We start from the raw sequence: 15396 nt of genomic DNA on the forward strand, positions 1-15396 counted from the left end.
CGACCAAACGTAAGTATGCCGCAACAGAAACGATTGAGCAGGCGTGGGCACGGGTCGGCGCTCAGAAACTAACCGACAAGGAACGTGTCATCTACGAAACAGCCAAGACCGCATTCTTCTCCGGGGCGATAGGCAGGCTCTCGGAGAAGAAGCTCGCTAAAGACGAAGCCCTCGAAATGGGCCGCCGTGTCATACGCAAACGTGACGCGGAGGCCCGCGAAGGGCGGATTGCGGAAGTGCTCGCGAATAAACCGGACAATTACTTTATCCTCACGGACGACACGCAGTTACCGGCATTTGTCGAGCGATTGCGCGAAGAAGTCCGGCGGCAACGAGCTGAGTGGACCGACCGTTTCCGTAAGCTAGGCGTAGAGTCAATGACCGCGGGCGACTTCGAGGGTACGGGCGTGGACGCGTACATCGATATATCAATCGGATTCTCCATATGGCTCCCGTTGCTCGACGAAGGTTATTATCTTCCGTATGGTCACGTGGATGGCTTCGATGTGCCGAATGCGTTCAAGGCGGGCGATCCGCAATTAACACGGTCAAAAGTACTCGCCGCAATCACACCGTATCTCTCACGACCCGAACACGGGAAGACGTTTCATATGGGGTCCGCACGTTACGACTTACACGTAGCTAGAAACGATGGCTACACGATCAAGGGTTGCGTTTGGGATACGTTGGACGCGATGAACGATCTCAATGAACACGAGGAAGCGTACGGTTTGAAACCGTTGGTCGCGAAGTACGGACGATGGTTCGGTTTACCGGGTCCGATATACACTTTCGAAGACCTCTTCGGTAACAGATCGCCTGCTCCGTTCAATACCGAGCTTGTCGGCATCTATGCGATCAAAGACGTACTGTACGGCTGGAAACTATTCGAGTGGCAGTACGAAACGATGGCGCGAACAAACCGTCTACTCGATTGCTATGCGGAAATTGATGCGAAACTACCGGAAACGGACGTATTCATGGCACGGTGCGGCTTCGAAATCGACCTTGAAACGATGCACGGACTAAGCGTTGAGTTTGAGGAAAAATTGGCGGAAGCTAGGCGACAACTGTTCGAGGCTTACGAAATTGACGACGCGTTTGTCCGCAAGATGGATCGGACTATTAACGCGAAGAAAGTAGCCGATTGGATCGCGGCGCAAAAGAAACGCATTGCCAAACGCGGAGAGAACGTAGCTAAGCAGCAGGCGATCATTGCAGAATTGGAGGCGCAGGGCAAAACGAAGCTAAAGAAGTATGAGAACGCGCGACAACAACTAGCAAAGTATCTTGCGGAAGACTTAGCGCCAGCAGACGAGGAGCACGCGCCTATATTCGTGGATGATGCAGAGTTCAAGCTGACGAACGGTAATCATATCGCGTATCTCATTTACGATCACGTCGGAATTAGAGATAGAACGCATCTCGTAAAGCGCGGCAAGGTACGATCGACTGCCGCAGATGTACTCGAAATGTACTACAAAGATGAGGAGGCGCTAGCACCGCTGGCAACCGTTGCCGCATACGAGAAACTACTGTCGACTTACGTTAATAAGATTCCGAACGCACTAGAGCCGGATGGACGATTGCATTCCGAATTTAAGGCGGGAGGGACGGCAACTGGGCGTTATAGTTCGAGTGGATATAACGGACGACCTATCGATATTCTTGACGAGTTCAAAACGGAGGTGTAGAGATGGAGAGGTTTCTCTGGAGATTTTATTGGGACTGGGGTCGTAGTGGCGAGCTTGAAGGGCTGTTTGTTGCTACTGAGAATGAAATACAAGGGTTAGCCGGCAAGTCTGCATATTTTGGGGAGGTTCTCGGTAAACACAGTGAGGTTTACGGGACACTAGAGCAAGGAGACTTCGCTAAAATCAATCTTGATTCAGAGACTGTTGAGAAGGTTGTTGAGGTTCTAGGCGTCTCTTGGAGTGGGTTTGATCCACGTCACTATTTAGGAGAAGAAGATGCCGACGATAACTGACGAAAATTATCACGCAATCGTCCGCAAGCTAATCGCAGATGAACGTAAAGTACAGCTCGGTACGAATTTACAGAACCTCCCGTCTAAAGGCGAAGGCGATCGTGTTCGAAACTGTTTTATTCCAGCCGAGGGGTTTATCTTCATCGGCGCCGACCTCGGTCAAATAGAACCACGTATCATGGCGCACATCATGTACGAGAAATACCGAGATAACTCCATGCGTCAAATCTTCGTTGATGGCGTTGACCTTTACACGACTATGGCGATGATGACGTTTAATCTGGCGGAAGAGTTTTGCGTAGACAAGGCGTACGATCCGACAGGCTCGTTTCAGCCACGTAAGCTTATGAAAACCGGCGTACTCGCGGTAGCCTACCGTCAATCCAAACGTTCTTTCGCGAAGAAAATGGGCGTAACGGAAGAGGTTGCGGAAATGTTTTTCGAAAACTTCGACCGCACATTCCCGTCATTTAACACAATGGTCGACGACATCATCGCTGGCCTCAAACGTGACCAATACGTTGAAACACTTCGCGGAAGAAAACGCAGATTCCCGGACTATAAGCGTGTAGCGGACGAGAAAAAAGGGAACGAGCGTCGACGTATACAGTTGTTCACGGAGCGCAAACGTCTACTTGATAGGATTTCAACTAAAGTGATAAGCAACGGTATGTCTACGTTAAACGGTGATCTGACGATCAAAGACAGCTCTAGTAAAGAGGAACGTCGCCTTAGAGAAATTCAAACTGAGCTTGATCATTTATATGAAATATCGGGACTCGTCGGCTACTGGGAACGCGCAGCATTTAACGCTGTTATACAAGGGACTGGCGCTGACATTCTGAAAATGAACGGTAACCGAATGGCTCGCGAATGTATGGCGCGAGGTTGGGAAATGAACGCGTCTATACACGATGAAATATTGATTTCGGTTCCACGCGAACAATTGACGCCCGAGACGGTAGCGCTAGTCAATGAGATCATGACGGAAACCGTTTCGCTGAGTGTTCCGTTAGTGACGGACATAGTAATCATGCCGCGATGGATGGACGAACACAAGCCGGAAGAGTGGGACTACGAACATTGCCGGCCAAAGATTAAGAAGGAGGACGATGCCTTATCGTAACATCCGAGCGAGCACCCCGCATTGAACGTGAATTCACCGAACAGCTAGACGCTTACTACGCCTCACCCGCGACATCCTACTATGACAACGCTATTTCCCGTAGGTTCTATGAACAGAAACTCCGCCATCTAAAGTTTAAGCCGTACCCACAAGACGGACTTGTAACCTTCGGCGCGTCTGGTACCGACAAATGCGATCTCGAAGTATTCTTCCGCAATCAGAAGGTGAAGCCGAAGAAATCCGATGACATCCCGTTCCGAGGACGCCAACGCCGTCAAGGTAACGCGAACATCGAACTTGTACAGCTTGACCTCGTACACATGGAGAAGCGACTCGGTGATAACGCGAAGTTTACCGTCGAAACGAACGAAGAGGGCGCGTACATGTTCGAGGACGAGGCACAGCAACGCGTAGTGTTCGAATACGACGGTGTTAAGTTCGCTATCACTGCAAAGCCTGACGGAATATTACGATATAACGGAAGCGATCGCCTACTATTTGAATACAAAACGAAGGCGTCCGGTCTACGTGCGATGAACAGCAAACTCGACCGCAACGGGGCGCAGGACGACCACTTGCGCCAAGTAACTGCTGAATCACTCGTATTCGGTATCCACGAGGGCGTCCTTCTATACGAGTCGACGCAGAAGCCCGCATGGTTTTCTGACGAGGACCGATCGTATGTGACAAAGGGACAAAAGACATGGGCTGACGGTAAGCCTATGGCGGACATGCGCCCGTTCTATTTTTACATCACCGACGAAATGCAGGAACGGTTACTCCGTGATCTCGCGAGACAAGCCCGGCTAGTTTACGAGGGACAACAACCGGAAGTGACTGCGGACATGACAACGAAGTGCGGATTTTGTCCATTCTTTGCCGGTCATTGTCAAGCGACGTTGAGTGCTGAGAACCTAGCGTTCTTACAAAAGGTTGACGTGCGGATGGCTCGATCAAGTCTTGCAGGCAAACAGGATCACCGAAGCTTACGAAACTATTTAGCAGAGGGAGGGGCGGCTTGATGGGCGAAATCTATACGTTCATTGACTTGGAAACAACGGGGCTCGATCATGAGAACGACCAGATAATCGAGATAGCCGCGGTGAAAACGGATTTAGAACGCGAGTACGGACGGTTCCAGACGTTTGTGCAACTCGATGAAGGGCGCGACTTGCCTGACTTTATCACGGAGCTGACGGGTATCGCAGAAAGAGAACTGCACGGAGGTACTTATAGTTTCTTCGCTGTCGGTGCGTTAGCTAAATTTTTCACTGATACTACGGTCGTTGCTCATAATGCTCCGTTCGATTTATCGTTTATTTCTGGACGCGCTATTTTCCTTGAAAAGTTCGTCTGCACCCGAGCACTCGCCAAGCTGGTAGCGCCCACGGAGTCAGCTTCGTTAAAAGACGTGTGTGCTCGATATGGCGTTGAGTTAACCGGGCACCATCGTGCAATGAACGACGTACTCGCCACAATCGAGGTCTTCCGCAAGCTTAAACCGATTGCAGATTATCGTGGAATTGACTACCGGAATGTAGTCGTAAATGCGCTGGATCGGCCGTTGAAATACGTACCTTACGGGGCGAAAATCGTGGAGGTGGCGTGATGATTGATTTTAAAAAATGCCCTAAGAAAAAATTAAACACTGAGATAGCACTCGCTGAATTGGACGAATCTGATATTGTGGGTAGGACTATGTTCGCGAAGGGTGATGAAGTTTTCGTTCTAGGTGTCGTACACCACCAGGAAGCCACGAAGTACGCGGAGGAAGGACGTTTGCATGTGATCTACTCGGAGGAACTTAGAGAATCAACGGTGGTCCATGAGTCGTTGTTAGAGGAGGTGGACGCCTGATGCGAGAGATAAAGTTTCAAGCCTTCAATACAATCGCTAAGATCATGGTGACATGGGAAGAGATCGTAGCCGATCCAACAATTCGCTTGTCTGAGTTTTTTACCTTACCACATCTTGTAATCAGGCAATACACCGGACTCAAAGACCGCAACGGCAAGGAGATTCATGAGGGGGATATCGTTAAAGGGAAAAGCTATACGCAAACTAGGCCTAGACGGCTTATCGGAAAAGTCCAATACAGATATAACGAATTTATTGTGTACGGCATTGGGAAATACACATTTATGGTTGAAGAATTATGTACTACTTTCGAAGTCATCGGCAATGTTTACGAGCATCCACATCTGTTAACTCTGGGTTTAACAGAGGAGGTGTCTACCAAATGCCGATAGTCCCTCATGAGATGATCGATAATTATGACGAATTGGAACGCGAAGTAGACTCGCTTAAAACGGTGATGGTGGTCGTGTCCGGCGACCTCCGCCGTTTAGCCTCCGAGCTACATACGGAGGATAGCGATGTGGTGTACGACAATCTGCTCGACTATGCGCGTCATTTAGAGAACGCGGCGGGCTTACGGAGGTAATCATGGGAAAAAGAAACGTTTTGGCTACTATTACGCAACAAGAAGCTGAGAAGCTGACGAGAGCAAATGGAGAGTGCCAGTATTACGACGGACTTTCTAAACACTACGCAGAGTTAGCCGCAAGGTCAGCCGCAGAAAAAAACGCCATCTCTGCTGAGATGGCAGGAAGATACGGCATAAAATCCGAGAGATATCACATTGATGCCACTCACAGAGAGATTCGGGAAGGCTGGGTCTAAAGGGGGCTAGCGAATGGCAAGACGGAAACAGTCGAGTAGGTATCTCGGTTTAGACATTTCGATGAACCCGGGATTCGCGGTCATAGACGTAGTAAACCGGGTGCCTACGCTAATATACGCGTCATCACTCGTTACATCTACGACGCATACGGACGGCCAACGTTTCGCATACATCGAAGCCAAGACGGTAGCAGTAGCTCACGATGCCGGTCCACTTATCGCAATTATACGTGAGGACTTTACGGACGGCCGGTCGAAGCGTGCCCGCCAAGGCGTGTTCGGTGCGTGGGCGGCGGTGGATCAAGGGTTGGCTCGGTATGGCTACACGGTGACTGACGAGATTAGCCCGACGTCTGTGAAACGGCTGGTAACTGGTGATGGGAGGGCGGAGAAGAGCGAGGTCGCGGCAAGTGTCCGTAAGATGCTAGGATTGCCGGAAGATTATGAGTTTGCGGCTGGCTACGATGACAGCGATGCGTGTGCGGTTGTGCTGGCGTATCTTATCGCGAATAAATTGATAGACGTTGAGGAGGCGGAGTGAGAATGGCAAAGGTTACTTTTAGAACAGAAGAGTTAAGAGAGTACGGGCTCCCGTGGGAAGGTTACGACGGAGTAGAAGTGATTTTAGATCAAATTGTCGACCAATCGAGGTGGTCTATACACCACGACATTATCTTTAAATGGATTGATGGGAAGTATTACTCCACCGGCTATAGTGTCGGAGCAACAGAGTGCCAAGACGAGAGGCCGTGGGAATACGAGAATGAAGTCGAATGCACGGAAGTACATCAAGTAGAAAAAATGGTCAAAGTGTGGGAGGCGGTTTGATGTTCGATAGTAAACAATCTACTCTCTTCATTTTAGGCGCGTTGTTACTAGACATCGGAATCAACGTGTTTCTCGCGTGGGTAGTGTCCGTACTAGTGACATTCATTTTCGGCATTGACTTCGGATTCTGGCAGTCGATAGCATCGTTAATACTCCTATCCATCGTGAGTAAAGTATTCTTTTCGAAGATGCCCGAGAATAAATGAAAGAAACCCACATTGAACGATCACTCCGTTACCTACGCGAGGAGCTAGAGGACGTAAACGAGAGCCTGTTCGTCAGTGAACGAAGATGTCTGGCGCTAAGATTACGCAGGCAAACGATAATTAACGCGATAAACGAAATTGAAAGGGAGATGACGCGGATTGACCCAACTACTAACGGATGAGTTCGTCGAAAAGTACCCGGACTTTCCCGAACACATGAACGAGCTCGGCAAGTTCGTATATTACCGGACATATTCACGGTGGCTACCCGAAATTGGCCGCCGTGAGACGTGGAAAGAAACGTGCCGCAGGGCTACGGAGTACAACCTCGGTCTCGCAGCAAAGCATTACGAAAAGATCGGCTATACGGTGCCTTACGCGAGTTTACGGGCCGAAGCCGAGGCGTTCTTTGACGAGATGTTCAATCTACGTCAATTCCTGAGTGGGCGGACGTTGTGGATTGGGGGTGCCGAAAGTGGGATCGCGGACAAATACCCACTGTCTAATTTCAATTGCTCTAGTATTAACATTCGATCGTGGTCGGATTTAGGCGACCTGTTCTACCTATTGATGATCGGCACAGGCGTCGGATTCAAGTGTACGAAGGAGTTCGCGGCAGGCCTAGCGTCAATCCGTACAAATACCACGTTAATCAACGCGCCTTACGAACCTGTTCCCGTAGGCCGACGATTAGAGCGAACGAAAGTGACCGAACTCGACAACGGCTACGTGAAAATCTACGTGGGCGACAGTAAAGAGGGGTGGGTCGAAGCGCTCCGAGCCTATTTCGAAATCCTAACGGAGCCAGATTACCGGAGTGTCCATACGATCAAGATTTCGTACAACTCCGTCCGACCTAAAGGGGAACGATTGAAACGATTCGGAGGGACGGCATCGGGGCATGAGCCTCTTGCGGAGATGTTTGCGGGAATCGACCGCGTACTAAAGAACCAGATCGACCCGACGTTAGCTCCATTAAAAAACAATATTCCTACGCCCTTCCTGGCTCCAAAAGGCTATGAGACGGATTACAAACGCGTCCGCCCGATCCATATTCTCGATATCGGAAACCTCATCGGAGCTAACGTGGTGGTCGGAGGCGTGCGCAGAACAGCCGAAATCTTCCTCTTTGATGCGGACGACTACGAGTGCCTCCTCGCCAAATACGGTATAAACGGCGTGTGGACGGAAGATCAACTCGCGCATCATCGTAAGGTGGGCGAAATGCTAGAAGCCATCGGACAAAAGCCGGAGTGGTTCAACACCATTTCGAAAGTAGGAGACGGACGGTTCGGACTTGACCATCGGCGACTATCGAATAACTCTATCGCGTTTGAATCTAAGCCTAGTCGTGAGTTTTTAAATCTAGTGTTTACAATTATGCAATCGGAAGGCGAGCCGGGATTCATCAACTTGGAAGAGGCGAGACGAAGACGACCGAACGCCGAAGGCTTAAATCCATGTGCGGAAATACTACTAGATTCATACGGAGTCTGTAACTTAACGACGGTCAACGTTATGCAGTTCGTAAGTGGCGGTAAACTCGACATCCGCGCACTTTTACAAGCTCAACGACGCTCCGCCCGTGCAGGCCTACGTATGACTCTCGTAACACTCGAATTACCACATTGGGACGCGATCCAACAACGTGACAGGCTTCTCGGCACGTCACTAACCGGATGGAAAGATGCGATGGCGGCCGTTAACTATAACGAACGTCAGGAACGTGACTTACTCGAACTTCTCGGCACAGTAGCAAATAACGAGGCGGAATCTTACGCTAAGGAACTCCGTGTGAACGCGCCCTTACTTGTGACAACGGTCAAACCGGAGGGCACCATATCGCAGTTAGCCGGCGGCGTATCGTCCGGTCTCCACTGGTCGCACAGCCCGTATTACATTCGACGCATCCGTATCAACGCGTCCGATCCACTCGTTAAGGTGGCGCAGGAGCTTGGCTGGACAGTTAGCCCCGAGGTAGGTACACCGGGCGACAACCGAAGCAGAACGTCTTGCTAATGCCCGAACGTTGGTCATCGACTTTCCTGTAGCTTCTGGCGCGTTAGAAACGAAAGACGACGTAAGTGCCACGCGTCAATTCGATACTTACTTCCGATTCCAGCGATCGTACACCGACCACAATTCGTCCAATACGATTACGGTAAGGCCGGACGAGTGGGCAACGGTCGAGCAGACGGTGTGGGACGGATGGGACGACTTTGTGGGCGTATCGTTCTTAGCGTTAGACGGGGGTACCTATCAGCTCGCGCCGTACGAGGCTATTACGAAAGAGGAATACGAGGAGCTACGTGCCAAGATGAAGCCGTTCGATCCGGCAATTCTAGCGAAGTACGAGACGGACGGAACTAGCGATTTGGAGGGCGCTGATTCATGTGAGGGTGGGGCGTGTCCAATTAGATAAATGGAGGTGGCGGGATGGAAATTCTGAGTACGGCATCAAACGGCGGGGCACTGTTTGGAGTTATAGGTCTTGGACTGCTGACGTTCCTATTTATAGCACTGGCATCTCTCTGCATACTCGGTGGTGAGAGTGTGGGGTTAGCGCTTACTGTAATGTCGGCGTTATGTCTGTTCGGGACATATCATGCTGCGGTAGATTACGTTACACCAAGATACGAGGTCACCATAACGGACATATCCCGATTTGACACCGACAAGTACCAGATTATTGAACAACGGGGCAAGGTATTCGTCGTTAAGGAAGTACGTCGATGAGCTACGGCCCAACGAATGAACAACGCGAGTTAATCGAAATATTACGAGGCAAGCCCACGGTTGGTGAACAACTAGTTGATATCGTATTTCATGCGCTTTGTAAACTACACGATGAACACTACCGAGTGAACCTACGAGAACCAGACGACTTGGAAACGAAAGCCTACAAGGCTGGTCTGTATTTTGCCGAACGAAAACTTCTCGATGTCTACGAATCCATGAAGGAGGGTACCGAATGATCCCCGTAAAAATCAAACGTCTGCACCCGGACGCAGTAATCCCGCAGTACGCAACGGCTGGCTCGGCCGGCTTCGATCTTGTCGCGGTTGAGGACGTGGCTATCTCGCCCGGTGAGACGAAAAAGGTTCCGTTAGGACTCGCGTTTGAAATACCGGAGGGCTTCGTGATGTTAGTGTGCATGCGGTCGGGCATTGCGTATAACACGACGCTTCGACAGCCGAATGGTATCGGTATTATCGACAGTGACTATCGGGGCGAAGTTGCGATGATGTTCGTTAATACTTGCGGAGAGAGTGAATTTCACGATTTCACCTACGGTTTGGTTAATGGAAACTATCTCGTTAGTTCTAACGGAGAGGGAATAGAGGTGGACGGCAACTACTATGATCCGGGTGTAGACGGTTACTATCTAATCCGTAAAGGAGACCGCGTTGCCCAAGGATTGATATTGCCGGTGATGCAGGCGCAGTTTATCGTTGCGGACGAATTAAGCGAGACGGAACGCGGAGCCGGCGGATTCGGGAGTACGGGGGTATCGGCGTAATGGCAGAGACGCAAATGTCCGTAAAATTAATCTCTCATACGCAACTGAGCGAAGAGTTTTACGATAGCTTCGATGAGTTTGAGGGAAATCAGCTAGTCCGATGGGGCGTAACCGACGGCCAAGCCGTAGCCCTAACCGCAATCAGAACGTGTTACTCCGCCAACAAGCCGTCCGAAATCGTTGCTCTCGAAGGCGACAAGTACTTCGGCCAGACCGCATCTGACGGTGAAGAAGGAACGGAAGCCGACCGCCTGTTCCGCCACATTACACGATCGGGCCATACGTCCACTTTGGAACACCTCACGTTCACATTCGCAATCGAGGGCGTATCCCGCGCCCTTCTAGCGCAATTGACACGTCATCGGGTCGGCTTTAGTTACTCCGTCCAGTCACAACGATATGTACGGATGGGGAGTTCCGATAAGACAGGCGGATTTGATTACGTGGTGCCGCCTTCTCTCAACGGAAAGGATACTGATTCATCGAGAGGAACCGGATTTGACGAAGAGACAGGTGACCTCATATTCCGAAAGATAACGGCGTTAGAAGAGTTCGAAGAAGCGATGAGCACCCTACAATCGGTATACGACCGTCTACGTCGTGCTGGAGTCCCACCGGAAGACGCCCGAATGGTACTTCCGAACGCGGCCGCAACCAATCTAGTTATGACCGCGAATCTCCGGGCCTTGCTCGACTTCTACGGCAAACGACGAGAGGGGCGTGGTAGTCAGTGGGAGATTGCGGAATTAGCCGAACAATTACGTAAAGAGGTCACGAAAGCAGAGCCGTGGACAGCACCGTACTTTGACGTAGCCTAAATAAAAATTTCGGAGGGTGATCGGTATATGATGAACGTAACTATTTTGACGGATGGTAACGGAGTTAAGCGTGAGTATCGCGAGGTTAAACGTGAAGGAAACGTCGGAGAGCTAGTGAAAGCAGACAAGAAATCGTCCCCGTTTTTTCAAAAGGGTGACATTGGTAAGTTTGTGGGCGGGTATCACAACGTGGATTTTTCTGGTCAGGGAAACGTGAAAGTTGGAGAACACGATCTTTATCGGGTTAGTTCTTACGTAGTCCTCGAACCCACCGACATTATCCACGTTGACGGCGTACGCTACCGTGAAGAGAAGCGAGAGGCTAAGGCCGGCGAGCGTATTCTAATCGTCGCGGCTGAAAGTGCTGATAGAATGTACGATAACGGGAGTGTTCGAACTGTCAAAGAAATACCGGAGCAGTTTAATTGCGTGATTGTAAACGAACACAGTCGAATCATCTATCATCGCGAATACGTAGTAATAACGCCTTTAGACGAACCGGCCACGAATAATATCACGGTGAACTTAACCGTCAACGTAACCTCATCGTCTCCTACCGAAATCCTTAAAGCGATCGTGGACAGTGTACAGGCGGAGTTGGCAAAATTCGTGGGTGCGCCAAACAACGAGGAAACTCGGGATAAGATAACGGAAGTTCTAACGAATAAATCACGTGACGGGATCGTAGAACAGGCGAGTAAGGGAGCTGTAAGTGGCGCTTTACAGAAAATCCGTGATAACACCGTAGAACGAGCAAAGGCGGACTTGGTGGAGCTAAGGTCTGACATGTCCGACGTATTGAATCCGGCTCTTCGAGGACGCGCCGACATTTACCTTCTCAAAGGACACCTCGGATTGACTGCGGATTTTATCGTCAACAAGGAAAAGAGAACGGTAGCCTGCTTACTTCGCGGCGGAGTACCGCCGGAAAGGGTATTCGCTCGCGGCACCGCCAAATGTTCGCCTGACGACTGCTTCAACGTCCATATCGGCAAGGCTATCGCGTTACGTCGCGCGTTGGGACTCGATGTGCCCACGGATTACTTAAACGCACCACATCCTACGGAGCCGCGTGTAGGTGACGTCGTAAAAGCAATAGATGGGATACACGGTGGCATCAGTGGTCTTGTTGAATCTGTAGGAGATACAAGCTTTATCAACGGTGCTAACGGACTAGTTTTCCGTAACACAGAATACGAAAAACTAAAAGGTTATTCACGTTGCTGGACGTATCTAAAGAACGTAAAAATAATTGACGACAGCAATCCGCAGTCCGCATATGTGTCGGAGGTGTATGCCGTTGCCTAGTCCGACTAAACTTGCCCTCTGCGGCAAAATGCGGAGCGGAAAAGATACCGTCGCGGGCTATCTAGTCGAACATTACGACTTCGTACCGTACGCATTCGGCGACGGCATCAAACGTGTGTGTCGCGAACTATTCCCCGAACAAGTCGCAAATGGCAAAAAGCCCCGTGCGCTATTGCAAGGCGTGGGGCAGGCGATGAGAGCGATTGACCCTGACGTGTGGATTAAACGAACCATGCGCGAAGTATATCAAGCACAGGGCTTCGATGTAGTGATCACGGACCTTCGTCAGCCGAACGAATACGCACGCCTTTACTCGGAAGGCTACGTCATCATTCGCGTAAACGCTTCGGACGATGTGCGAATAGACCGGATGCGCTCGGCAGGCGATACGTTTGATCTCGCGGACTTAACGCACGATACGGAACGATACGTAGATATGTTCGCGGTCCATTACGAGTTGAACAATAACGGCTCAGTCCTCGACTTATGGGAGCAGATTGACGTTGTGATGCGGGAGATTATGCGTAGGGAGGCGGTTTGATGGTAGAGGTAAACGTTTTGCGTGGAAAGGTACTAACGATAATCGACGACAGCCGTGAAGATGAGTTGATTTTTTATACGGAGGACGGCAAGTGTTACCGGATGTACCACGAGCAAGACTGCTGTGAGACCGTGTATCTTGAAGACATTTGTGGAGACTTGAACGATTTACTCGGAACGCCACTCTTACTCGCGGAAGAAGTTAGTGAGGAGCGCGGTCCTGTCGATGAGTGGGACGAGCGTTATACGTGGACTTTTTATAAGTTCGCGACTATCAAAGGAAGCGTGACTCTCCGTTGGTACGGGACATCTAACGGATATTATTCGGAGTCTGTTGACTTCGAACTAATCGAGGAGGCGGCTTGATGTGGAAGTTTGCAAACGAGAACCCGATAGTATTCTTAATTCTTGTGTTTGTAGTGATGGGCTGGATATTCGAGATAGTGAAGCTGATCGTCAAGTAGACCCGTTCACACCCGACTGGCCTACTTATGTTCTCGAGGCCTATGCGGACGGCTACCGTGCTGGCTACACGGATGGCCGCCACGCCGCCTCAACGGAAATTACTTACGATTTCTTACGGCCACGTCCGGGTGAAGCCGATGCTGGCGACGGCGCCTCCTGATTCTCGTGACGGAACGCGTACCAGTTGTTGGATCGTTCGATATACAGATACTTGCCGACGGGAACGTTATTTTTACGGACAAAGGAGCTCACAGCCGCGTAGTAACGTTTGCCGTCGAATGTAGCCGGCTGAACCGAGTCTTCGACGGAGACTTCGCCCGGACGTGCGATTCCGATGTTGCCGGTCACAGGATCGTAACCCACGTGGCATTTAAACGGCGTGCCGGGCACTATGCCGAGCTTGGTGCGAAGTGCGGACGATAGATACAGACGGTTGAATTTGTCCACCGAGATATAGGCTTCGAGGGATTCCGCGAAATTATGCGCGATGAAAGACATAGTATTCACTCCGATCACTAACGTTATTTTAACGATAGTATACGTCATCCGACGATATATTGGAAGATAATTCCGTAACTGTCAACGTAATAAGCGCGATAGGCAGGCGTTTATTATCGTATCTCACACGCGAAATGAAGGAGGCGGCGTAAATGGGAAAAGCCGACCGCAAACGTTGGGAAGGTAACGTACGCTCGATGGCGATAGTAGCGAAACCACCCGAAGAAATAACAGAGGAAGACGTCCAGTTCCTACGCGAAAGCTACACGTCGGCAGGCGGTCTCTTACCGAACGCATTCTCCGGCGGTGCTTTCTTCACGCCGACGCACGTAGCGCGGTTCATGGTCGAGACGATTGCGGGACTGTCCGGTGGACTAACGGCAGGCACGTGCGTCCTCGAACCTTCAGCCGGCTCCGGTGTGTTTCTCGAACACATTCCGCCAGATTGCGAAGTGACTGCGCTCGAATTGGACGAAACGAGCGCTAAGGTGACGAAGCTCATCTATCCGCACGTTAACGTTATAAATGCGGATGCACTAACGCATGAGAGACGCGACTACTACGATATAGTCATTGGTAACCCACCGTATGGGCTGACGTTGGAGACGGAGCGTGACGATTTTACGACGCTATCCAAGTCGAAGGGCAAATACCGCGGTAAGTCCGAGAACGTATTTATCGAACTCGCGATCAAAGCTGCAAAGCCCGGCGGTTACATTGCGTTCGTCCTACCGATGGGTATTTCGTACGCGAATTATTCCGCAAAAATCCGTAAATACATGCATGAAACGTGCTGGCACATCGCGACGATTCACCTGCCAGGCGAAACGTTCCAACACGTAGGGACGACGATAGCGACGCAGATTCTTATAATTCGGAAGGCACCGCCAGATACACCGTTAATTGAGCCTGCGACTAAACGGTGGGGATCGAGTTTTAAGCGTGGAGGATACGGCGCTATCACGCAACACGATGCGCGGTTCCTAGCCGGACAGCTACCGTCATATTTCGCAGTGGTGACGGACATCGGGTTGGATGCTAAGGGGCGACGGACTGACTCGGCACAACTGGACGATCTGCTCGTGGACTTTACGGATGACGGCTTAGTCCGGGAGAACTTGTATCCGCATATTCCGAGTTGGTACGGGATCGGCAAGGGTAACGATGCGTTTTTCTTCTCGCATGGTAACGATTCCTGCGACGGATACAGAGACGGGTCCCAAACGTATGCCGACGGACCTTACCGGTGGAATGAACTGACACTCGGTGCGGGCGAGGAGATTAACGGTAATAGTACGTGGGACTTTGGGTGGATGGATCGGATTGTAGCGAAGTATTACGAGAGGACTACGATAAAGGAGGCGGCTTAATGGGCGCATGTGCCGTAGATATCGAAAAGGGACACCGAAATCTTTCCG

General features: G+C 50.6%; 21 protein-coding genes and 1 pseudogene. 21 read left to right on the top strand and 1 reads right to left on the bottom strand.

Features of this window, described 5'->3' with window-relative positions:
* The first annotated feature begins 176 nt into the window (after positions 1–176).
* From BrL25_RS19300 to BrL25_RS19395, 20 genes and pseudogenes are all read left to right on the top strand, one after another.
* Complete coding sequence (locus BrL25_RS19300; RefSeq protein ID WP_018672629.1) at positions 177–1694, top strand: DNA polymerase; 1518 nt, start codon at positions 177–179, stop codon at positions 1692–1694.
* Between the two features lie 2 nt (positions 1695–1696).
* Entirely contained in the window at positions 1697–1987 is a 291-nt protein-coding gene (locus BrL25_RS19305) for a hypothetical protein (RefSeq protein ID WP_018672630.1), read from the top strand.
* Positions 1971–3113, top strand: coding sequence for a DNA polymerase (locus BrL25_RS19310; RefSeq protein WP_018672631.1), 1143 nt, complete (start codon positions 1971–1973; stop codon positions 3111–3113). The genes BrL25_RS19305 and BrL25_RS19310 overlap by 17 nt, the downstream gene beginning before the upstream one ends.
* A gap of 575 nt (positions 3114–3688) precedes the next feature.
* Complete coding sequence (locus BrL25_RS25805) at positions 3689–4135, top strand: hypothetical protein (protein ID WP_236848058.1); 447 nt, start codon at positions 3689–3691, stop codon at positions 4133–4135.
* Positions 4135–4722 carry a 3'-5' exonuclease gene (locus BrL25_RS19320; RefSeq protein ID WP_018672633.1) on the top strand — a complete coding sequence of 196 codons (588 nt, stop codon included), beginning with the start codon at positions 4135–4137 and terminating at the stop codon, positions 4720–4722. Before BrL25_RS25805 ends, BrL25_RS19320 begins: the two co-directional genes overlap by 1 nt.
* Positions 4722–4970 carry a hypothetical protein gene (locus BrL25_RS19325; RefSeq protein WP_018672634.1) on the top strand — a complete coding sequence of 83 codons (249 nt, stop codon included), beginning with the start codon at positions 4722–4724 and terminating at the stop codon, positions 4968–4970. Before BrL25_RS19320 ends, BrL25_RS19325 begins: the two co-directional genes overlap by 1 nt.
* Entirely contained in the window at positions 4970–5362 is a 393-nt protein-coding gene (locus tag BrL25_RS19330) for a YopX family protein (protein ID WP_018672635.1), read from the top strand. Before BrL25_RS19325 ends, BrL25_RS19330 begins: the two co-directional genes overlap by 1 nt.
* Positions 5353–5556 (top strand): hypothetical protein, encoded by a 204-nt coding sequence (locus BrL25_RS19335; protein ID WP_018672636.1) that lies wholly within the window; start codon positions 5353–5355, stop codon positions 5554–5556. The genes BrL25_RS19330 and BrL25_RS19335 overlap by 10 nt, the downstream gene beginning before the upstream one ends.
* A 20-nt stretch (positions 5557–5576) precedes the next feature.
* The gene (locus BrL25_RS19340) at positions 5577–5795 is read left to right on the top strand and encodes a hypothetical protein (protein WP_157775858.1); all 219 of its coding nucleotides are present in this window, start codon (positions 5577–5579) and stop codon (positions 5793–5795) included.
* A 13-nt stretch (positions 5796–5808) separates the two neighbouring features.
* Positions 5809–6336, top strand: a complete 528-nt coding sequence (locus BrL25_RS19345) for a crossover junction endodeoxyribonuclease RuvC (protein ID WP_018672638.1) — start codon at positions 5809–5811, stop codon at positions 6334–6336.
* Positions 6337–6338: 2 nt separating this feature from the next.
* Positions 6339–6623, top strand: coding sequence for a hypothetical protein (locus BrL25_RS19350; protein ID WP_018672639.1), 285 nt, complete (start codon positions 6339–6341; stop codon positions 6621–6623).
* Positions 6623–6829 (top strand): hypothetical protein, encoded by a 207-nt coding sequence (locus BrL25_RS19355; protein ID WP_018672640.1) that lies wholly within the window; start codon positions 6623–6625, stop codon positions 6827–6829. The genes BrL25_RS19350 and BrL25_RS19355 overlap by 1 nt, the downstream gene beginning before the upstream one ends.
* Before the next feature lie 216 nt (positions 6830–7045).
* Positions 7046–9251 (top strand): annotated as a pseudogene (gene nrdJ / locus BrL25_RS19360) (ribonucleoside-triphosphate reductase, adenosylcobalamin-dependent).
* A gap of 14 nt (positions 9252–9265) precedes the next feature.
* Positions 9266–9565 carry a hypothetical protein gene (locus BrL25_RS19365; protein WP_018672641.1) on the top strand — a complete coding sequence of 100 codons (300 nt, stop codon included), beginning with the start codon at positions 9266–9268 and terminating at the stop codon, positions 9563–9565.
* Positions 9562–9804, top strand: a complete 243-nt coding sequence (locus tag BrL25_RS19370) for a hypothetical protein (protein ID WP_018672642.1) — start codon at positions 9562–9564, stop codon at positions 9802–9804. The genes BrL25_RS19365 and BrL25_RS19370 overlap by 4 nt, the downstream gene beginning before the upstream one ends.
* Entirely contained in the window at positions 9801–10349 is a 549-nt protein-coding gene (locus BrL25_RS19375; RefSeq protein ID WP_018672643.1) for a dUTP diphosphatase, read from the top strand. The genes BrL25_RS19370 and BrL25_RS19375 overlap by 4 nt, the downstream gene beginning before the upstream one ends.
* A complete protein-coding gene (thyX, locus tag BrL25_RS19380) occupies positions 10349–11167 on the top strand; it encodes an FAD-dependent thymidylate synthase (RefSeq protein ID WP_018672644.1) in 819 nt (272 codons plus the stop codon). Before BrL25_RS19375 ends, thyX begins: the two co-directional genes overlap by 1 nt.
* Positions 11168–11194: 27 nt before the next feature.
* Positions 11195–12475 carry a hypothetical protein gene (locus tag BrL25_RS19385; RefSeq protein ID WP_018672645.1) on the top strand — a complete coding sequence of 427 codons (1281 nt, stop codon included), beginning with the start codon at positions 11195–11197 and terminating at the stop codon, positions 12473–12475.
* Complete coding sequence (locus BrL25_RS19390) at positions 12462–13016, top strand: deoxynucleotide monophosphate kinase family protein (RefSeq protein WP_035312119.1); 555 nt, start codon at positions 12462–12464, stop codon at positions 13014–13016. Before BrL25_RS19385 ends, BrL25_RS19390 begins: the two co-directional genes overlap by 14 nt.
* Positions 13016–13381 carry a DUF7448 domain-containing protein gene (locus tag BrL25_RS19395; RefSeq protein ID WP_018672647.1) on the top strand — a complete coding sequence of 122 codons (366 nt, stop codon included), beginning with the start codon at positions 13016–13018 and terminating at the stop codon, positions 13379–13381. The genes BrL25_RS19390 and BrL25_RS19395 overlap by 1 nt, the downstream gene beginning before the upstream one ends.
* 201 nt (positions 13382–13582) lie before the next feature.
* Here the strand turns inward: BrL25_RS19395 and BrL25_RS19400 are convergent, their stop codons facing one another.
* On the bottom strand, positions 13583–13978 hold the full coding sequence (locus BrL25_RS19400; RefSeq protein WP_018672649.1) for a hypothetical protein: 396 nt from the start codon (positions 13976–13978) through the stop codon (positions 13583–13585).
* 152 nt (positions 13979–14130) lie between these two features.
* Between BrL25_RS19400 and BrL25_RS19405 the strand changes: the two genes are divergently transcribed.
* Positions 14131–15348 (top strand): HsdM family class I SAM-dependent methyltransferase, encoded by a 1218-nt coding sequence (locus BrL25_RS19405; protein WP_018672650.1) that lies wholly within the window; start codon positions 14131–14133, stop codon positions 15346–15348.
* Positions 15349–15396 lie beyond the last annotated feature (48 nt).

It is taken from the genome of Brevibacillus laterosporus DSM 25 (assembly GCF_002706795.1).
Classification (GTDB): domain Bacteria; phylum Bacillota; class Bacilli; order Brevibacillales; family Brevibacillaceae; genus Brevibacillus_B; species Brevibacillus_B laterosporus.